Here is a 20,849-nt window from a genome sequence, read left to right as displayed (position 1 = left end):
TATAACAACATGCAGTTATCGAAAAATACCCACATTCAATTACAATGTGGATATTTTTCGTAAAAAAGAATTATCTTAAGTACTTCATATGAAAAGCAAAATGTTCCTCTAAGAAAGTAGCAATAAAGAAATAGCTATGATCATAACCCTCTATTTTCTTGTAATTTACTACTTGATTATTTTTCTGAGCATTCTTTAGGAAAATTGTTTCATCTAATTGTTTTGGATAAAACTCATCTTGAATTCCTTGCGTAATGAGAACAGGTGGCATACCAGCTTCTTTAACCAGTTCTGACGCATCCCATTCTTTCCAAGAATCTTTGTCTTCACCTAAATAAGAGGAAAAGGCTTTTATGCCCCATGGGACTTGACTAGGACTTACAATAGGAGAAAAGGCAGAAATCGCTTTGAATCTCGCAGCATTTTTCATGCCAATTACTAAAGCACCATGACCTCCCATTGAATGACCCATTATACTTTCTTCTCCTGAAAAATTAGGAATCAATGTTGACGCAATAGCTGTTAATTCATCTACGATATACGTATACATGTGATAATGCTTTGCCCATGGATCTTGTGTTGCATTTAAATAAAAACCTGCCCCTTGTCCAAGGTCCCATCCTGCATCATCAGCAACATATTCCCCACGTGGTGAAGTATCTGGAATCATGACTGCCACTTGATATTTTTCAGCCAATCTTTGAAATCCACTTTTTTGACTGAAATTATCATCTGTACAAGTTAAACCAGATAACCACCATATAAGAGGAATTTTTTTCTCTTCTTTATTTGATGGTAAGTAGATACTAAATGTCATATCACATTGTAAGACTTCTGAATAATGGCGGTACTTACATTGTTCTCCACCGAAAGAGTGATGTTTTTCAATAAGTTTAAGACTCACTTTTTCACTCTCCATATGTTAACATTGTACGAATTGACTCACCCTTATGGAGCAAATCAAATGCCTCATTGATGTCTGTAAAGTTTAAGTGGTGTGTGATAAACGAATCGATATCGATTTTACCATCCATATAATCTTTAACCATTCCTGGAAGCTGCGTTCTACCTTTTACGCCGCCAAAAGCAGAACCACGCCATACTCGACCTGTTACTAATTGGAATGGACGAGTATGAATTTCTTTACCAGAGCCTGCTACACCGATAATCGTGCTTTCACCCCAACCTTTGTGACAACATTCAAGAGCAGACCTCATTACTTCAACATTTCCAATACACTCGAAGCTATAATCTACTCCTCCATCCGTCATTTCAACAATGACTTCTTGAATTGGTTTATCAAATTTAGAAGGGTTTACAAAATCAGTTGCGCCCATTTTTTTAGCTAATTCAAATTTATCCTCATTTAAGTCTACAGCAATAATTCGGCTTGCCTTCGCTTGAACCAGTCCTTGAATAGCGGCTAATCCAATCGCTCCTAAACCAAATACGGCTGCCACAGCCCCTTCTTCTACTTTTGCTGTGTTGTGTACCGCACCAATCCCAGTAGTCACACCGCATCCAAATAGACCAACCTTATCAAGCGGCGCCTCTTGGTCAATTTTTGCCAAAGAGATTTCAGGAACGACTGTATATTCACTAAATGTACTTGTTCCCATGTAATGATAAATAGGCTCTCCATTATAAGAGAAACGAGTTGTTCCATCAGGCATTAAACCTTTACCTTGTGTTTCTCGTACTGCACTACATAGGTTTGTTTTACCAGAACGACAGAATTTACATTCTCCACATTCAGCTGTGTATAGTGGAATCACATGATCACCAGGTTTTACTGAAGTCACTTCATCACCCACTGAAACGACAACACCGGCACCTTCATGACCTAGTACAGCAGGAAATACACCTTCTGGATCGTCGCCTGATAATGTAAAAGCATCTGTATGACAGACAGAAGTATATAGTATTTTTACCAATACTTCTCTTGCTTTTGGCTCTTCTACATCGATTTCTACGATTTGAAGTGGTTCTCCTGGCTTAAATGCAACAGCAGCTCTACTTTTCAATTGAATCCCTTCTTTCTTTTTTCTAATCTTTACTTTTCCCATGATTACATACTATAATTCATCGTACAATACTGACATTTTTGTCACTATAATTTTTAAATAATTATTTATGAAGGAACTTGAATAATATAAAGGGAAGTTGTAAAAAGGTGTCGATGGAACAAAATTTTGATTAATTCAATTTGACTCCAATAAAAAGACTGATGAAAGGAGGTCTAGAGCCATTAGTGACTCGAATGAAAAATTTGCTTGAAAGATCTGGACTATGCACATTATTGTCTTTTAAAAAATTTGAGGATATAAAAGAGGGATTTGCGAAAAGTGAAGCTAAGGCCACCAGCTTTTATTAAAAAAATTACTTAGCGCCGTTCACAGACAAGTATGTTGACATATTTACAACGATCCAAAATTTATCAAAACGCCAACAATGGGCTTTAATAGTCGTAGAAAGGATAATTCCACTAGAAGATTCGCTGGTACGGACTGAAACTTCAATAGGACTGCTTTGACTTCATTTTTATTGGAATCAATTTCCCCCTGGAAACCCTTTACACGATGGGCAGTTTTGATTCGAGGAAGTTAGATTGTATCAGCAGCAAATATTCTTCCTATCACAATTATAATCATGAGTGAAAAAACTCGGAACTCGTCATCGTACTGCTCTCGGTTTAACTATGTTAAGTCACGCTCTAGTTCTTGTTATTTCTGAAGAGACAGGTAAACTTCCTTTTCACTAGGTAGAAAACCGTATCCGATAACTGGTTTTAGATTTAATAACTAATTAACAGAAAGTCAAAAAGCACTTTAGGCCTTTATATTGTAGACTAAGATGTTACTTCAAATCATTATATATAAAAAGACTTTATCATTTCTTGGTGAAGTCTCTTTTACGCGTCTACTAGTATGCTTCGATATAGGGTGAAAATCTGAAATAGGGATAAATCCATGAGTGAAGTATTGTTAAATAGGTATATTGTTGAAGAGATTACTCTAAATACGAATAAAAAAGATGTAAAACCTAACCTTTCTAGAAGATACAAACCGTCATAAGCTTGATATATTTAATTATGACAGTTTGTATATTAGTTTTTTGGTGAGTTCCTTTTGGTTATTCAAATTAACATTTTTGCTCCATTGCTGATGAAGAGCTCATAATATAGTAACCGATAATTAGTACCAGTATGGCCGAAGCGTAAAGAAGTGTATCAATCGGATTTTCATGGTAGACGATGATCAGACGAATCATAGCAGTAATACCAATATAAAGAAAGTATCGTAGTGGAAAGTGATAATGTCCTTGGAAGTATTTTGTAATCATGGCGATAAACTCAAAATATAAAAAGAAAATTAAAATGCGATCCAGAAGCTTGTATTGATTCTCAAAACCTTCGTTAAATATAGAAAACTGAATGAAATATATTATTTCTTTTCCAAGTAAAACAAAAAAAATAAAAGCTAATAAAATCAATGCTATATTTAAAGCAAATTGAAAAATGACGGGAACCGAAAATTTCAATTTTTTGTTTTTAATATATTGTGTCATGATAACACCTCTCTAGATTAATGGAATGTAATTAACTATAAAAATAGTTGCAGTCGCTCCTTCTTAGAACGGCTGCAAAAAAGCGAATTTTATAAACCTTGTTTTAGTTAATTGCTGATCTTTATTTAGAAGGGAACATCTTGTCCATAAAATGAGGTTACATTCAGTTTCTTTCGTTTCTTCTACAGATGTTTCACACGGATTAGTACTTGTACATAGATTCTGTACAGCGTTTTCTGCCTTGTTGACCATACATTAGAATCCTAAAATGCTGGATCAGCACGTGTCCTGATCTAAAAATAATTAGGCAAGCTACCTGTACAAAATTATAAAACAGCCGCCTATTTGATGAAAAATCAATAAACAGGCGGCTATTTATCATGCGTACCAGCAAGATTTACTTTTTACATTTCGGACTTACACTACATTAAAGTATAAATTTTTATTCATTTAATGTGCCATTTAGTTTAGCAGCATTAATAGAAATTAAATCCATTAACTCAGGTGATAGGACATCATAGGTAGGTAATCCAATGTTATTTAAATTTTTTCGTATATCGGCCATTTTTGAAGCGGGAGTACCCGTTTCGATTACCGACGAAACAAATGCAGCAAATTGGGGTGCAGACCACCCTTTATCCTCTGATAATTCTGTATGAACAAAATCCAAACCATAAAATGCATGATCTTTATTTTCTATACGACCAAATAAATGTGCTTTACACTCTTTACAAAAATGTCTTTGAATTGCTGCTGTTTTATCAACAATCTCTAACTTATGGCCGTTACTAATGACATGAACTTTGTCACGAGGTACTACAGCTACTATAGAAAAAATGGATTCTTCTGGTTTCCAGCACTTAGAACAACCACATGCATGGTTGTGCATTGTTTGCGAATCTACCTTGACTTCTACTTTATTTGATTCACAGAGACACTTTAATGTTCCTCCTGCAAAGTCTTTTACTACTGGATAATCATTAATCCCGTTATCTAATCTTGGATGTAATTTAGTGGTAGTCATATGTCGTTATCCTCCTTGAATATACTCATTATTTTTCATATGTTAACATCGTACGGATTGACTCACCCTTATGGAGCAATTCAAATGCCTCATTGATGTCTGTAAAGTTTAAGTGGTGTGTGATAAACGAATCGATATCAATTTTACCATCCATATAATCTTTAACCATTCCTGGAAGCTGCGTTCTACCTTTTACGCCGCCAAAAGCAGAACCACGCCATACTCGACCTGTTACTAATTGGAATGGACGAGTATGAATCTCTTTACCAGAGCCTGCTACACCGATAATTGTACTTTCACCCCAACCTTTGTGACAACATTCAAGAGCGGACCTCATTACTTCAACATTTCCAATACACTCGAAGCTATAATCTACTCCTCCATCTGTCATTTCGACTATAACTTCTTGAATTGGGCGATCATAATCCGCAGGATTCACAAAATCAGTCGCTCCCATTTTTTTAGCTAGTTCCCATTTTTCAGGATTTAGGTCAACAGCAATAATTCGGCTTGCCTTCGCTTGAACCAGTCCTTGAATAGCGGCTAATCCAATCGCTCCTAAACCAAATACAGCTGCCACAGCCCCTTCTTCTACTTTTGCTGTGTTGTGTACCGCACCAATACCTGTAGTCACACCGCATCCAAATAGGCCAACCTTATCAAGCGGCGCCTCTTGGTCAATTTTTGCCAAAGAGATTTCAGGAACGACTGTATATTCACTAAATGTACTTGTTCCCATGTAATGATAAATAGGCTCTCCATTATAAGAGAAACGAGTTGTTCCATCAGGCATTAAACCTTTACCTTGCGTTTCTCGTACGGCACTACATAAATTTGTTTTACCAGAACGACAGAACTTACATTCTCCACATTCAGCCGTATATAGTGGAATCACATGATCACCAGGTTTTACTGAAGTCACTTCATCACCTACTGAAACGACAACACCGGCACCTTCATGACCTAATACAGCAGGAAATACGCCTTCTGGATCGTCACCTGATAATGTAAAAGCATCTGTATGACAGACAGAAGTATACAGTATTTTTACCAATACCTCTTTTGCTTTTGGTTCTTCTACATCGATTTCTACGATTTGAAGTGGTTCTCCTGGCTTAAATGCAACAGCAGCTCTACTTTTCAATTGAATCCCTTCTTTCTTTTGTTTTCTAATTTACTTTTCCATAATTACATATTATAATTCACTAGACAATACTGACGTTTTTGTCACTATAAACAAAACCCTAATAGAAAGAATTGGTGATATATGGTTATTGATTATAAAGAAAAAACTTTTTTCACTAGCAAAGATTTGGCTTTATCCGTTATAGGTGGACGTTGGAAAATAGCGATTATATGGTGTTTGCTCCAACAGGCTCCATTAAGGTTAAGTGAAATACAAAAATACCTTCCCGATGTCAATCAACGCATGTTAATTAGACAATTGAGAGAATTAGAAGAAGATGAAATAATTACTAGAGTTGTATACCCCGTTGTACCTCCTAAAGTAGAGTATCAACTGAGTGAAATTGGTTTACTTCTAGAACCCGTTGTAAACTCTATCTGTGATTGGGGAGATGATTTCAGAGAATTTTTAGAGAAAGATTCTAATAAAAAATCAGTTGAATAAAATCTAAGTTGATTCAAATTGGCAAGAGGATATACAGAGGCTGTAAACAATCCATTTCCATAAAAATCGATACAAATGTTAGGATAACGAAGGAATCGAATAATAATACTCAATTTTCTTATGTATACGATATACACTCAAAAGAAGAAGAAATTCTTAAATGATGTGTTTGAAACATCTAAAAAACCACGAAGCGCTTTCATATCAAGGTGTTTCGTGGTTTTTTCATTTTCTCAACCCTTCTCTTCCCCTTTTCTTTTAAGTGTATTTTTCTATAAATCAATTTTCTTATTGAGCTTTATTCCATAAATAGAAGTGCAAGAGTTTCCAGAAGTACATTAATGCATAAAGAATAAAGGATGTTTTTCGTCATTTTTTAGCTGGAGCAACCTATGAAATCCCTCAGTTTTTTCGTTCATTAGCAGAGAATACGGCAGAAACTTTCATCGCACAATAATACAATTAACAAGTTTATGAGCGTAACATGTGGATGATCCCTAATCCAAAAAAATCTCATTGCAGTACGCTGAAAAAAATTAAATTGAATCAATACAAATGTATATACTTAAATTTACTGGACGATACTATAATGAAATTTCTGAGCAAAACCGACTAGGAGGTAAAGAAATGAAAGCAGTGACGTACCAAGGGGTAAGAGATATGCAGGTTAAAAATGTCCCAGATCCAGTTTTAATAAAAAACGATGACATTATCGTAAGAATCACATCAACTGCGATCTGTGGTTCCGATCTCCACATTTATCAAGGCGCATTACCAGCTCAACAAGATTATGTAGTTGGTCATGAGCCAATGGGAATTGTTGAAGAGGTTGGCCCAGAGGTTACACACGTGAAAAAAGGCGATAGAGTTGTATTACCTTTCAATATTGCTTGTGGTCATTGCCAATATTGCCAACAAGATATGGAAAGTCAATGCGATAATGCCAATACTGACCCTAATCCTTATAATATAGATACGGGCGGGTACTTCGGTTTTACAGACCGCTACGGGGATTACGTCGGAGGTCAAGCGGAATTATTACGTGTACCATATGGGAACAATATTCCCTTCATTATTCCGGAATCATGCGAGCTGCCCGATGAGTCAGTATTGTTCCTATCTGACGTATTACCAACAGCTTATTGGAGCGTCGTACATGGTGGAGTAAAAAAGGGTGATACTGTCGTTATTCTAGGCTGTGGACCAATCGGCTTAATGGCACAAAAGTTTGCTTGGATGCATGGAGCTAAACGTGTTATTGCTGTTGATCGCCTACCATACAGATTACAAAAAGCAAAACAAATGAACAATGTGGAAACAATTAACTTTGAAGAATTCACTGATACCGGACTATATATCCGTGAACTAACACATGGCGGAGCGGATGTGGTTATCGATTGTGTAGGTATGGATGGTAAAAAAACAATGCTTGAATCTATTGAACAAAGTATGATGATGATTGGGGGGACACTAAGCCCTCTCAAAATCGCCTCAGATGCAGTCCGTAAATGTGGTACAATTCAAATCACAGGCGTTTATGGTTCCACATACAATCAATTCCCTCTCGGTAATATATGGGAAAGAAATATCAATTTAAAAATGGGCCAAGCCCCTGTTATACATCTCATGCCAATGTTATTTGAAAAAATTACATCCGGCGAACTAGATCCAACTCAAATTATTAGTCATCAAATCCCATTGGATCAGGCAAGTGAAGCTTATCGAATTTTTAATGACCATGAAGATGAGTGTACTAAGGTTATTCTCAAACCATAAATATAAAGCAAAGTCGTGTTTGAAAGAACACGACTTTGCTTTATATTTCAATGATATTAAAAGAAAGTGGGATTACTTACATGAAGGTACTTTCAATGATTCAACCATGGGCTAGCCTTTTTCTGTCTAATGAAGCTCACTATGAAACAAGGACATGGAATACTAAATATCGTGGTTCATTGGCAATTCACACGAGTAAAAAGATTGATAGTAATGCTTGCAACAATGATATAATTCATTCTATACTCAGCAAACAAGGATTGAACAAAAACAATCTACCAACCGGTAAGATTATTGGTGTATGTAATCTTATAAATTGTTTAAAGGTAATAGAAGACAACCAAACGAGTGCAGTATTGGAAGATGGACGTATAGTTTCAGGAAATGACTACTTTTTAGGGGATTTTAGGGTTGGGAATTATGCTTGGGAAGTTTCTAATAAAGAAATGTTAATAAATTATATACCCGCTAGGGGGAATTTAGGCCTGTGGGATTATGATATTAATTCATTGTAGCCTAACTATAGGATAAACAAGCTACGCATTCTCTACCTGTCCTGATTGTCAAGTGACAATATTGTTGTTTAATAATAAATAAAGCCGTTTACATAACAATTAAGTTGTTATCATTTACAATAATTGCTTAGCTTTTTACAGCTAGTACATCTACCTTCCCTTGCATATTTAGCAAGGGTTTTACAATGTAAATTATATAGTTATTAAAATTCCTACATACAAAAATTAAACAACTTTATTTTTACAAAAAGACTATTATCTAGCATAATAATGCCAATCCATCAAGTAAATATTAAGCATCTTTATTGTCACTGTACACCAATAGAAAATTCACTGTTTAGAGCAACTTCTAAGTACATACCTAATGATTCATAAAAAATATTGAACTTACATTTCTTTTCTCTAAACCTATATTTTTCAACTCTCTTTGTAGTTCCTTGAAAGTTCCCTTTATAATACTTGTAGCAATCCACACTGCTATATTCATTCATGCAAATTTAACACGTGACATGATGTGTTAGTTTCTCTATCCGCTTTACTAATCAAAAAGTCTATTTTTTCTGTCGTTGACTTCAAGAATAGCGAAATCCCTATGCTATTCTTGAATCTCATACTATCTTTCAGGAATGCCAAATTTCTATTTTAACGACTTATACAAAGGGATAACAATGATAAATATATCGCCATAATGGACCACCATTCCATTATTTTGAATGCCTACTCTAAATCAATCGTTTAAAATTCCTTTCAAGCCGATATATCCCTGCATATTACTTATAACGATTTATCGTTTTTGCTGCCCACATAAACGACGATATATATCCATCGTAAATATAACCATAGTGATTTCATTACGGCTAGAGTAATAAGTGTAAATACTCGTTTCCTGATAATCTGCAATAAAGCTTTTAAGACATTATAGCAGCTAGCTCAAATTAAAGGAATTGGAGTAGAATTGCCCTTACAATCTTCCCAATTAAGCATACTTCGATATCCTAGCTATAGATATTCGATTAGCTAAGACATCTATCGCTCCGAACGGTTGTTGATTTGTAAGTCTGTAAAAATGAACTAGGACAGCAGCCACTACATTAATACATATAAAACTTCTACTGTAAATATATCCCAAATAACCAGTCGAAGTTTTTAAAATTATGACCACTAATATGTATTAATTAAGACAAATCCCATTGACCGAAATCCATGTTAAAAGTTTATTAATAACAGATAAGTGTATTGCACTCCTTATAAAAACGTCTTTAAAACACAATATCAATACTACATAAACTTTAATAGATATCGGCCAGTAGAAGTTAGAACGTCTCTTTAAAATAGTCTCAACAAACAAAATTTATATTTTTAATAATATTCATTCGAAAAAGACATAGCTACACGTAACGCTTCGCCAGTACGTGATCCCTTGTTTTGAATAGAATCCGATGGTATTCCCGCGTAACAGATGCGGCCTCCATATTTACCCGCATCTGGACCCATATCAATCAGCCAATCTGCTTGTGAAATAACGGTTAAATTATGCTCAATCAACACTAAAGTATTCCCCTTATTTACCAAATCATTAAATAACCTAAGCAACTTTAATGTATCCTGTAAATGAAGTCCGGAAGTTGGTTCATCCAAAAAATAGATTTGACCAGTATTCTCCAACTGAAATGCTAATTTTAAACGTTGCAACTCGCCACCAGATAAGGTAGTCATTGATTGACTTAGATTTAAATAATCAAGTCCTACCTGTTTTAAATTATCTAGCTTTTTATAGATATTTGGAATGTCTTTAAAAAAATCCAAAGCTTCATAAATCGGTAATGAAAGTACTTCATAAATATTTTTTCCTTGATATTTATATTGGAGAGCTTCTTTGCTATATCGTTTTCCGTTGCAAAGTTCACATGTTTGAGTCACAGGATCCATAAAGGCCATTTCTGTAATTGTCACCCCTTTCCCTTTACATTTTGGACAAGCCCCTTTTCCATTAAAACTAAATAGTTGTATGGATACATTATTATCCTTCCCAAAGAGTTTTCTAATTGGAGATAATATATTTAAATAAGTTGCTGGTGTCGACCTTATATTTATACCTATGGAGTCTTGTTTTAAATCAATATAAAGGTTCGGAGAAACCTGCCGTTTCACGGCGTTAACTAAAGTACTTTTTCCCGAACCTGCAGGACCTGATATTACTGTCATAATTCCAACTGGAATTTTAACATCAACATCATGGACATTATGAGATTCAATATGATTCACCTGAATATATTCAGAAAAAGATCTTGTTTTTTTGAATTTTATGGGTTGTTGAAGCATTCTCCCTGTTATGGTATCCGATTCTAATAACTCTTGATAACTTCCAGTAAATGTTATATAACCTCCGTAAGTCCCAGCTTTTGGTCCCATTTCTACAATATAGTCAGCCATTTCTATGATGCTAGGATTATGTTCAACTAATATAACTGTATTACCTTGTTCTTTTAGTTTAGTTAGTGCTTGTTTAATAAGGATAATATCATGTGGGTGTAACCCAACACTAGGTTCATCAAAAATATAAACTAAATCAGATAATGAGCTGCTTAAATATTTTGCAATTTTTATTCGCTGAGCCTCGCCGCCTGATAAAGTGTCTGTTCCACGATTTAGGGATAGATATCCTAAACCAATATCAATTAATGCGTTTACTTTTGATAATATTTCACGCGTTACACCCTTGGCTATTGGTTCTGTGATTTTCTGAATAAATCCAACAAGATGAATTAAATCCATGGAACAGACCTCTGCAATATTATATCCATTAATTCGGCTTGTTAATGTTTTTGAATTTAACCTTGCCCCCTTACAATTCGGACAGTTTTTTTTAGTAACAACAGCTTCAATTGCTGCTTTGTGATGTCGACCTTCAGCGCTTTGAATAATGGAACGTTTTATCCTAGGTACCAAGCCTTCATATAACGCAGTTTTCCCCCATTCTTTAGGAGGGTTTTCTAATTTTTGACGCGGGGCATGCATAAACATTTCAAATTCTTCTGGAGTATAGTCTTTAAGTGGTTTGTCCAAATCAAATAAACCACTATTGGCGTATCCTTCCCATCGCCAAGTTCCTGGTCCAAAACTAACGAAAGTAATAGCTCCTTCATTAAGTGACTTGTTCTTGTCAATTAATAGGTCTTCGTGAATCTCATCGATATATCCTAATCCTTGACAGGTAGGACACATCCCTTGAGGTAAATTAAAAGAATAATGTTCAGAATATCCAATGAAAGGTTTGCCAATCCTAGAAAACATTAATCTTATTAACGAATAAATTCCAGTATAGGTTGCTAAAGTGGATCTAGCACTTTTTCCAATCGGTTGTTGTTCGACCACAATTGCTACTGGTAAATGTTTAATATTTTCCACATGAGGTTGACCATATTTCGGTAAATATTGTTGTGTAAAACTTGGAAATGTTTCATTTAACTCCCTCCTTGATACTGCAGCTAGTGTATCAAAGACAAGTGATGATTTCCCCGATCCTGAAAGACCAACAAACACTGTCGTCTTTTTCTTTGGTATCTTTAAATGAATATTTTTCAGATTATTTTCTGTAGCATTAATTATTTCAATAAAATTATTTTCGAAAGCATTTAACATGATATACCCCCTTTTTATCCACCAATATAAGTAAGTAGAAATGTCTCTTTTTTAGTATCAATATTAGCATTAGCTTTTTTAGTTAGTGTACGCTTTCTTATCTTTTGTAAACAACATTTTTTTACAAAAATAAAATATTTATGTAACATCATTATCCATTCTAAGCCCTCTCTTCTTTTAAAGTGGCACTCATTATTAATTCACTAAATGGTTCTTATTTCAAATAAATACATCTGTAATGGATGGAATATACTCTTATCTAAAATACTACCGATCATCTGCGCTAGAAATACTAATATGATCCCCTTTAAAATCTATATGATTGCATTTCTTGATAATTAAATTGATAGCTTGGAATTATTAATGATTTATTTATTATATATAAGAAAATAGATTATTTGTGTTATTATATTTACCTCTCGTCTTTTATTAAATTTACGATTTTATAGAAACTTAAGTATATAAGACAATTTGTATTAATCTCCTGTGTATATGTCATGCTTTCTAAATAACAAACTAAAAATATTCTTCAACATATATTTTTTAAACGACTTCTTGATATGAGGAATGCCTTCCCAATACTCTTTCTCTTTCTACAATTGACTCTCAACAAAATTCCATTCGCCTTTAAGATCAATAACATGCATTGAAAAACAAATTCTTATTTCTTTAACTTAGGACTTCCAATCCTCCTATTGCAACAAATAATGGTATTGTAATAGGAGGATTTACAATTTTCCCATTATCAAACTGATAAAATAGCCAGTACAAAGAGTCACCTCTCTTTTTCAAAAATAAAGATTTTATTGGATTCCATCACCATTAGGCAAAAGTCACATATATTATCATGGATTGTTATTCATAGTTATGGTCGGAGCACCCTGGTCAGGTGCTCTTTTTTTACCCATTTAATAAAATCGTTATTTCAAATGAACACTTACTTATCAATTAATCACCTCTTTTTTCAAAAATAAAGATTTTATTGGATTCCATCACGATTGGGCAAAAGTCACATATATTATTATGGATTGTTATTCATAGTTATGGGCGGGGCACCCTGGTCAGGTGCTCTTTTTTTACCTATTTAATAAAATCGTTATTTCAAATGAACATTTACTTATCAGTTAAAATCTTTCTATAAATTGTATAGAGTTCCATGGGGAATTGTTGATATATATAACCCATCTGCTGAAATCACTATAGGATTGTAATATCCAGTAGATGCATAATGTTGTTGCATATGAGGATACATATAAGGATACGTGTGTTGTTGCATATGAGGATGCATTTGTTGTTGCATTTGTTGTTGCATTTGCATTGCATGATGAACAGCGTGAAGAGTACCTTGCGCTGCACTATATGATATAGCCGTGGTACCTGCTTGAGGACGATACCTTCTAATTAAGCCATTAATACCAGGATAATCCATAAATATCCAACCCTCTTTCATTTGAATTACTACAATTTATGTTATGACGATGGTTTTCTAAGTGTTAAATATAGAATCTAATTTATTTTTTTATTACCTACCTAGTAAGGGTTTTATTTAAACTCGTACATACAATACAATCGTAGTCACCTATTTTCATCATTAGCCTTGGCCATAGAGCGCCTCTCTCCCAAGGTACTCTTTAATTTTAAATAAGGATTTTGAAGAATATATTTTACCTCAAGACAAATAGATGACTTTTCTAATTCTATTTTCTGCTTCAAACCACTATAAACATATATGTATAACTATTTTCTATAGAAAACCAACTCAACTTTGACAGAGGCTCCCAAAATAGACATGGTAAAATTTTATCGGAATATTTATTTTCTAAAATACATGTAGTTCCTGGAAATGATATTATTACTGCACTTAATTCTTTACTATCACGAAATCTTTTATTGTGTCCCATCTTTATCGCTTTCCTTCCAATTCCCTCACTAATACTATGAGATTCGAATACAGGAGCTTCTATCCATAAAACGCACGACATATTTCCTTGGAAGTAAATCTACCTCTAAATGTTCATAGTGGATGCACATTTTCTTTACCAAGCCCTAAACGGAAAAATTGAGTTTTGATAACACCGAAGTTCAGTTTTATCGTTTAGAAAAGGATCTACTTTCTTGAATTGATGGACATGGAGTACCAGAAAGTGGCCATCATCCAAAAAACGAAAATGAGTTCATCTTCTCATAGGTAGCCATGAAAAATGAACTCATTTTATATCTATCAATATTTTTTATTGATTAACTGAGAACCTGCCTGATAATATACTTTCATTACCTCTTTTGGAACCATACTCCCTCCAGTTCCCCATACTATATGAATACCTTGGTTCAATTTTTTTGTTAAGTCATTATTTGTTATATATCTTTGTCCTTCTTTAAACAATTTGATTGGCCCAATCATACCCGCTAATGCTGATGGTTCCAACTCTATACCCTCTGTATCTACTAACCCTTTTAGTAACTTATATAGGTGATTATCGCTAATTGTATATATACCACTTAAAAATGGCTCTATTGTTTTACCTACAAATCCAGATGCTCTTCCCACCGCAAGTCCATCTGCATCTGTTTTATTGTCAATTCCAAAATCTTGCACGGAGATTCCATCATGCAATCCTGTCATCATACCTAATAGCATACAAGGAGAATGAGTAGGTTCTGCAAAAAATACATGCGCATTATCACCATACATTAACTTTAAACCAAACGAAACACCACCTGGACCTCCACCTACTCCACATGGCAGATAAACAAATAGAGGACAAGACTCGCCGATTTTTATTTGAAATTTCTCTAATTGTGTATGTAAGCGCGCAGCGGCTACAGCATAGCCTAAAAATAAATGCCTTGAATTTTCATCATCGATAAAATAACACATCGGATTCTTATCAGCTTGTTTTCTTCCTTCTTCTACGGCTTTACTATAGTCCGCTGTATATTCTATAACATTAACTCCTTTACCTCGAAGTAAATCTTTTTTCCACTTTTTCGCATCTGCTGACATATGAACAGTCACATTAAAGCCTAACTTCGCACTCATAATACCAATACTTAAACCTAAATTTCCAGTGGAACCCACAGTAATAGAATAGTTTGAAAAGAAATCCTTGAACTTTTCACTATCTAGTATAGAATAATTATCTTCTTCGTGTAACAATTGATGTTCAAATGCTAAATTTTCAGCGTATTTTAATACCTCATATACACCTCCTCTTGCTTTAATAGACCCTGAAATTGGAAGATGGCTATCACATTTTAGTAATAATTGTCCTGGTATTTCCTCGTTATATTCTACTTGCAGATACTGCTGCATAGCATTAATTTTCACTAATGGAGATTCAATAATCCCATTCATCTCTTGAGTTTCCGGGAAAACTTTTGCAATATATGGAGCAAATCTTTTTAACCTATCTTCTGCATCAATAACATCTTCTTTAGTTAAAGCACTATTTTGAATAGCAGATTTAAAATCTGTCTTATTTGGATTACTCCAAAACATTTCCTCTGTCGCAATTAACTTTTGAATTAAAGGATACTTCTTTTTTAAATCCTCTTTTATTTGTATTGAAATCTCACTCATTTTTAAACCCCCTGTTAACTATTATCAACTTAAATTAAGTGATGAATTTTATAATAAACTCTTAAATAAAAACCAAAAAGATGCATATAAAAATATCATCATATTATTTACCATTCTTTCGCTTAAATAAATGTTTATAAATTAATCAAAGTTTATTATAATCAAGTTCATATTAGCACTTAATTAAATAAAGGTAAATTAAATTAAATTAAATTAAATTCCATTCACCTAAAAGAGGTTACTCGCACGAAGTATTTATACATTTCTAAATATTCAGTTACCGATAAAGGAATCTAGATTAACTAGTAAAGGTTTAGCAGAGTTAGCTAATATCCCTCATTCAATGTTTAGTTAAATCGAGAAAGGGATAACCAATACACAAGAATTAATTTTGAGATCTAATCAAAAAAATAAACCTCCCTAAAAGTGGGAATGTTTCATACAAATAATGATTAACAAATTATATATATAATTTAAATATTTGAAAATACTAAAAAGTAAAACATCAACTCTCCTTTAAAAAGAGTTGATGTTTCATCTTATTGGTTAGGTTCTTAATACAATTGGAAGGGACAATAATTCTATCTATTTATAAAAGTATTAATTTAATATGTCTATATCTTTTTTACATCAATACTATATTACTTTTATACATGATAATACACTCACTTATTTAAATCGCGTATTAATTTACACTAATATTTTCTTCTTCAAAATCCGTAATTTCAATTCCCCTTGAATGTAAACCTCTTAACAAGACTAAATGTTTATATAACAATTTTTCATTTTCTTTCTTTTGCTCCTCATATTCAATTTTAAAGACTTTACTTCTCATTTTTTCATTGTCTAATTGCTTCTTGACCTTACTAATTTTAACCTCTTGAGATAACAGATCCTTTTTTAATTGGCAAATAGTTTGTTGTAATTCTTCAATCTGTTTATTAAAAGCGAAATTTTCTCTAGAATCAGATTTTTCTTTTTGAATTTTTACCCATTTAACATCCCAAAGCTTTCTTAAATGTGGCTTGTACAATGCAGTCCTACTCAAGCCAGTCATTTCAGCAAGCTTTTCAGCTTTCATTTTTGTGTGGTTCCCCTCAAGATCACGCAGTGTTTGAATAGCCCATTGAACCCTCTGAATAGAATCTTGTTTCTTTTCATCTTGATATTTAGCTAGACCCAGACTCTTCATCTTTACTCCCATCTATGCACATTTTCATCTTTCATTTTGTTCTTAATACTCCCTTCATACTCCACTATTCCTGATTGACATACTTCAATAATCCTTTCCAGGTAACTTACATTTCGAATTGCATTTTCTAAATGTGCAGCTCTTCTTTCATCATTGGCCGTCCTCTCGATAACATCTAGCCAATATCGATGCTCTTTTTTGTAATCTTCAAGATAGTCGGCTTTAGGTATAAACCAATCACACGCATAACATTCAAAATGAATGGAAGTACCTTTTGGATTACATCCTATGATATCCCCGCATATTCCAACACCTTTTTTCCCATTAACTTCCCATGTCAAATATTTGTTAATATCCTTTGATAGATATTTAATAGTATTTTCATCTAAATTCATAATACGCCCTCTAAAAGACACAGCACTATCTCGTGCATTTTTCAAATTACCAATATTAAGATGTACCTCTTTATGTTTTTCTTTAATTTGCTCAATATAATTAGCGAGCATATTTGTATTTTTGTGTTTTGTAAGCTTAATAATTTGTTCAACTGTATAACCAACTTGATACAATCTATCTGTAATAGCGTTATGTCTGAATTGATGTGTAGTAGGGCAGTAAATATTCCCTTTAGTATCTTTGATACCAGAAATCAATACTAATTCTTTAATTAATTTATTTATCTTTTCTACATCCCATATTCTAAGATTTTTATGTTGCTTATTATAAACATACGAAATTTTATTATTATCATCACGAAAATTCCAATGTTTTACAACGAATAAATAGTCACTGTTTTTCTTATATCTATCTCCTAATTCGAAATTCTCCAATAAATTTTCAGTTTGTCTTTGAAGCTTTTTTATTAAATCTATTACAAACTTTCCATGCCCCTGATAAATCACAGGTATGATTTTAAGCTCGGCCTGTAAATAACCACCATTTTGTTTAAAAGAAGGGATTGTAATGGTATATTCACTAAAGAAAGTGTTTAAACAAGACCTCTTCATGCTCAAAATTTCTGTAATTCTATTTGGAAAAGAACGCATAAGCCAGTACAGAGTTCGAAACTCTAAGGGAACATTTACACTGAAATCTTTCATCAAAAAATCTAATTTTTTAATTACCTCATTTGGTATAACGCGTTTATTTTTATTTCCTACCTGCTTAAAAGGATTAATCTCTTTTGTTGGAACTATATCTGGAAAAACAGGAAATCCCCTCATAACTTCAAATATGTCCTGAACCGCACTATATATATACGATTTTCTGTTAGTAGAATACTCATGATTCAGTCTAAGTTCATACTCGAATTTATTGATGATACTTCTGTCTACTTCTTTTAGAGTTTTGCCTTGATAATTTGCCTTCAAGAAAACAAGGAATATTCCGAACATATATACTTTTCTTTGGATAGATAGAACTGAATTATTTTTGATTAAAGTATAATATTTTAATGCTTTTTTATATCCATCATCTATAGATAAAAACCTTACCACGTAAGTTCTCTTATGTTGAGCATCTTTGTGTTTTTTATTAAAATACCACACATCGTCTTCAAATTTAAAATCACCTAATTGATTAATTTTACTTTTCAACTCTGTTTTTAACTTTTCATTAAAAATAGCGCTCTTACTTGATACTATTATATTTTGCTCCATTTAATTCTAACCTTTCATACATAAATTTTTCTAATTGTTTAATAGTTTTTTTATAGTATTCTAGCAGATGAAGTTCTGCCTGATATTCTCTATATTCATGCCAATCCTCCATCCCCTCCTCCTGGAATCTTCTCATTATTTCTTCTAAATATCTTTGTTGCTCATCTTTTAACTTTTTCCACATCGGCAATTTTTGTGGACCTGTTATTAGCATTTTACAACCTGTACATTTGCTTTTTTTACAAGGTCCAAAAGATACATGTTTAGCACAAATACCGTGTCCCTGAGGAGTTTCTCTGGAACCTAGCGTTATTTCACGTTTAAGACTTATAAATTCTGCATTAGAGTATGCTTCTTTAATATCTTGATCGAGATTATTAAACATTAACTCAAAGTATTCCATATCAAGTTCAGCAATTTTTTTTAATTGTACATCATGATAATGTTTAGCTGTTGTACTAGTATGCAAATGATCTAGTATATCCCCTACTTCATCCAAATTTGCTCCTTCTGTGAATAGATTTACAGCTACGGTTTTTCTACACTGATGATGAGTATAATGCCATAATTCTCCTCTACTATCTTTAACTTCATATTTTTTTATTAAATTATTAATGAAATATGAAATGTTTCCACTCTCATAAAATCTGATACCTATGTCACTCTCTTTAATAAAAATATTTTTAATTCCATTATGCTCTCTTAAATTTTTTGTGTTTTCAATTTGTTCCTTTATACTATCCACCAAATTCAAACTAATAATAGGGATGGTATGATAATCTTCCAAACCTTTTTTTCTACGAAATTTCAATGTCTTTTGTGGAACAAATTTCAAACACGTAACATTGCTGTGTTCATCGTATATTAAACAATCTTTAGTAAGGGTAAGAACCTCTCCTATTCTCATCCCAGTGTTCATCATGATTAACCAAACTAATTGTACATAGTCCGGTAATTCTTCTAATTTTTCTTCTAATTTCAAAATCACTTCTTCTGGAATATAACTAGCACTTGTAATAAAACTTTCAGAATTGTGCATAGTAATTAATCGAAAAGGATTTACTAAATACTCTTTTTCGTATCTTTCCTTCAACCAATCAAATATTAGTCTACATTCTGAAATACATGATTGAATAACTTTTACTTTATAATTTCCCCCTTTTGCATTCTTCAGCTGTTGAAGTGAAAGTAATATTTGTTCAACTTTATATTGGTTTATATCTAAAAACGAAAAGCCTTTTCCTATTGACATGCTATCTACTGTTTTACCGAACATTTTTACATAAGTATATTTATTTTGTATACTCTGAAAATTCTGCTCAAACGTGATTTGAGAATAAAAGTATTTCTTAATTTCATCTTTTAATTTTCCAGAAAAACCATTCCATTTCAATCGAACAATCTCCAGATAATCTAATTTCTTTTTCATTAAGATATACTCATCTTCTGTTATTTTATAACTATAACTACCCATATTTTTATAAAACTTTTTTTTAATATTATCTACTATTCTACTTACAAAAACCTGGAATTCTGGTATATCTTCATATCGGTGAGAGCTTATCAATTTTAGCCCTAATGAATATTCCCCTAACTGTTTCTTAGTTATATTAAATTCTTGCTCTATTAACTTTGTACCACAAACAAACAAGTAATTCTCAAATTCTTCTTTAAACTTCAAAAATATACTGGAGAAAACCTCCCCCTTCGGAAACGCATTCAAAATTTCAATAACTCTTTCTCTATTTATTTGAATTAACGCCGTTCTAATCTCCGTTAACTTTTGTTGATAATATTCCTGTAAAATTTCATAACAAATTTTAATTCCTCGTAGTTCTTTATTAAACATTATGAATTGATTAATTATTGTATCTTTGACTATTTTATTTGGATTAATTATTTCTCCGACAACTTCTCCAATACGCAAACATCCACCTTTTACATATATTCTTTCACAAGCAATACTAACCATTGTTATAAATTCTTTTCGGAATACTTCAGCTGCTATAATGAAAACTAAATTCTTACTATCTTCCCTAGGATAATTTAAAATCAATTCACTGAAATCATCCAATTTTGACCTTTTCATAATTCCTTCAATTTCATTAACGAATTTCTTTAAATTTTCCATTCCACAATTGTTCCATTTGGAACTATACTTCTCGAACGACCATTTTAGTTCAACTTCGATATCATTAATTAAATATACATAAAAAAGATGCTTGGATTTTTTCAAAAACTTCACATTTGCCATTTTAGTCAGTC

The 20,849-nt window shown here is 32.8% G+C and carries 15 protein-coding genes and 1 pseudogene; 4 read left to right on the top strand and 12 right to left on the bottom strand.

All coding sequences use genetic code 11. The features are described from left to right. Positions 1-70: 70 nt before the first annotated feature. Positions 71-904: an S-formylglutathione hydrolase gene (fghA, locus tag MHB74_RS28450; RefSeq protein ID WP_000053812.1), complete on the bottom strand. Its 834-nt coding sequence runs from the start codon at positions 902-904 to the stop codon at positions 71-73. A 4-nt stretch (positions 905-908) separates the two neighbouring features. Continuing rightward, complete coding sequence (locus tag MHB74_RS28445) at positions 909-2,024, bottom strand: S-(hydroxymethyl)glutathione dehydrogenase/class III alcohol dehydrogenase (RefSeq protein ID WP_033657046.1); 1,116 nt, start codon at positions 2,022-2,024, stop codon at positions 909-911. A gap of 674 nt (positions 2,025-2,698) precedes the next feature. On the opposite strand from MHB74_RS28445, the gene MHB74_RS28440 reads away from it, so the two are divergent. After that, complete coding sequence (locus MHB74_RS28440) at positions 2,699-2,761, top strand: hypothetical protein (protein WP_231691668.1); 63 nt, start codon at positions 2,699-2,701, stop codon at positions 2,759-2,761. Positions 2,762-3,141: 380 nt separating this feature from the next. Here MHB74_RS28440 and psiE read toward each other — a convergent pair whose 3' ends face one another. From psiE to MHB74_RS28425, 3 genes are all read right to left on the bottom strand, one after another. Further along, positions 3,142-3,567 (bottom strand): phosphate-starvation-inducible protein PsiE, encoded by a 426-nt coding sequence (psiE, locus tag MHB74_RS28435; protein ID WP_000195740.1) that lies wholly within the window; start codon positions 3,565-3,567, stop codon positions 3,142-3,144. Positions 3,568-4,009: 442 nt separating this feature from the next. Next, positions 4,010-4,591, bottom strand: a complete 582-nt coding sequence (gene gfa, locus MHB74_RS28430; protein WP_000214001.1) for an S-(hydroxymethyl)glutathione synthase — start codon at positions 4,589-4,591, stop codon at positions 4,010-4,012. A gap of 28 nt (positions 4,592-4,619) precedes the next feature. Further along, complete coding sequence (locus MHB74_RS28425; protein ID WP_076868150.1) at positions 4,620-5,735, bottom strand: S-(hydroxymethyl)glutathione dehydrogenase/class III alcohol dehydrogenase; 1,116 nt, start codon at positions 5,733-5,735, stop codon at positions 4,620-4,622. Between the two features lie 123 nt (positions 5,736-5,858). On the opposite strand from MHB74_RS28425, the gene MHB74_RS28420 reads away from it, so the two are divergent. From MHB74_RS28420 to MHB74_RS28410, 3 genes are all read left to right on the top strand, one after another. Further along, positions 5,859-6,221 (top strand): winged helix-turn-helix transcriptional regulator, encoded by a 363-nt coding sequence (locus MHB74_RS28420; RefSeq protein ID WP_061680247.1) that lies wholly within the window; start codon positions 5,859-5,861, stop codon positions 6,219-6,221. A gap of 627 nt (positions 6,222-6,848) precedes the next feature. Further along, the gene (locus MHB74_RS28415; protein WP_061680248.1) at positions 6,849-7,997 is read left to right on the top strand and encodes a zinc-dependent alcohol dehydrogenase; all 1,149 of its coding nucleotides are present in this window, start codon (positions 6,849-6,851) and stop codon (positions 7,995-7,997) included. Between the two features lie 80 nt (positions 7,998-8,077). After that, on the top strand, positions 8,078-8,512 hold the full coding sequence (locus MHB74_RS28410; RefSeq protein ID WP_061680249.1) for an ASCH domain-containing protein: 435 nt from the start codon (positions 8,078-8,080) through the stop codon (positions 8,510-8,512). Positions 8,513-9,871: 1,359 nt separating this feature from the next. Here MHB74_RS28410 and MHB74_RS28405 read toward each other — a convergent pair. From MHB74_RS28405 to MHB74_RS28375, 7 genes and pseudogenes are all read right to left on the bottom strand, one after another. Then, positions 9,872-12,154, bottom strand: a complete 2,283-nt coding sequence (locus tag MHB74_RS28405) for an ATP-binding cassette domain-containing protein (protein ID WP_061680250.1) — start codon at positions 12,152-12,154, stop codon at positions 9,872-9,874. Positions 12,155-12,399: 245 nt separating this feature from the next. Beyond that, positions 12,400-12,552 (bottom strand): annotated as a pseudogene (locus tag MHB74_RS28400) (CPBP family intramembrane glutamic endopeptidase); the annotation flags it as partial. Positions 12,553-13,289: 737 nt separating this feature from the next. Beyond that, entirely contained in the window at positions 13,290-13,583 is a 294-nt protein-coding gene (locus MHB74_RS28395; RefSeq protein WP_061680251.1) for a DUF3947 family protein, read from the bottom strand. Between the two features lie 792 nt (positions 13,584-14,375). Beyond that, on the bottom strand, positions 14,376-15,734 hold the full coding sequence (locus tag MHB74_RS28390) for a D-serine ammonia-lyase (protein WP_061680253.1): 1,359 nt from the start codon (positions 15,732-15,734) through the stop codon (positions 14,376-14,378). A gap of 685 nt (positions 15,735-16,419) precedes the next feature. Then, positions 16,420-16,926, bottom strand: a complete 507-nt coding sequence (locus tag MHB74_RS28385; RefSeq protein ID WP_061680254.1) for a DUF6262 family protein — start codon at positions 16,924-16,926, stop codon at positions 16,420-16,422. 2 nt (positions 16,927-16,928) lie between these two features. Beyond that, positions 16,929-18,584 (bottom strand): tyrosine-type recombinase/integrase, encoded by a 1,656-nt coding sequence (locus MHB74_RS28380; RefSeq protein ID WP_061680255.1) that lies wholly within the window; start codon positions 18,582-18,584, stop codon positions 16,929-16,931. Next, positions 18,556-20,838 (bottom strand): site-specific integrase, encoded by a 2,283-nt coding sequence (locus MHB74_RS28375; RefSeq protein WP_068987174.1) that lies wholly within the window; start codon positions 20,836-20,838, stop codon positions 18,556-18,558. Before MHB74_RS28375 ends, MHB74_RS28380 begins: the two co-directional genes overlap by 29 nt. Positions 20,839-20,849: the final 11 nt, after the last annotated feature.

It is taken from the genome of Bacillus sp. FSL K6-0069 (assembly GCF_038007785.1).
In the GTDB taxonomy this organism is placed as follows: Bacteria; Bacillota; Bacilli; order Bacillales; family Bacillaceae_G; genus Bacillus_A; species Bacillus_A mobilis.
Note: the sequence above shows the minus strand (reverse complement) of the source record. Positions and strands in the feature narration are given on the sequence as shown.

Excerpts from the sequence above, each read along its gene's own strand:
- psiE (WP_000195740.1), bottom strand. The coding sequence starts at position 3,567 with ATGACACAATATATTAAAAACAAAAAATTGAAATTTTCGGTTCCCGTC.
- gfa (WP_000214001.1), bottom strand. The coding sequence starts at position 4,591 with ATGACTACCACTAAATTACATCCAAGATTAGATAACGGGATTAATGAT.
- MHB74_RS28420 (WP_061680247.1), top strand. The coding sequence starts at position 5,859 with ATGGTTATTGATTATAAAGAAAAAACTTTTTTCACTAGCAAAGATTTG.
- MHB74_RS28415 (WP_061680248.1), top strand. The coding sequence starts at position 6,849 with ATGAAAGCAGTGACGTACCAAGGGGTAAGAGATATGCAGGTTAAAAAT.
- MHB74_RS28410 (WP_061680249.1), top strand. The coding sequence starts at position 8,078 with ATGAAGGTACTTTCAATGATTCAACCATGGGCTAGCCTTTTTCTGTCT.
- MHB74_RS28405 (WP_061680250.1), bottom strand. The coding sequence starts at position 12,154 with ATGTTAAATGCTTTCGAAAATAATTTTATTGAAATAATTAATGCTACA.
- MHB74_RS28395 (WP_061680251.1), bottom strand. The coding sequence starts at position 13,583 with ATGGATTATCCTGGTATTAATGGCTTAATTAGAAGGTATCGTCCTCAA.
- MHB74_RS28390 (WP_061680253.1), bottom strand. The coding sequence starts at position 15,734 with ATGAGTGAGATTTCAATACAAATAAAAGAGGATTTAAAAAAGAAGTAT.
- MHB74_RS28385 (WP_061680254.1), bottom strand. The coding sequence starts at position 16,926 with ATGAAGAGTCTGGGTCTAGCTAAATATCAAGATGAAAAGAAACAAGAT.
- MHB74_RS28380 (WP_061680255.1), bottom strand. The coding sequence starts at position 18,584 with ATGGAGCAAAATATAATAGTATCAAGTAAGAGCGCTATTTTTAATGAA.
- MHB74_RS28375 (WP_068987174.1), bottom strand. The coding sequence starts at position 20,838 with ATGGCAAATGTGAAGTTTTTGAAAAAATCCAAGCATCTTTTTTATGTA.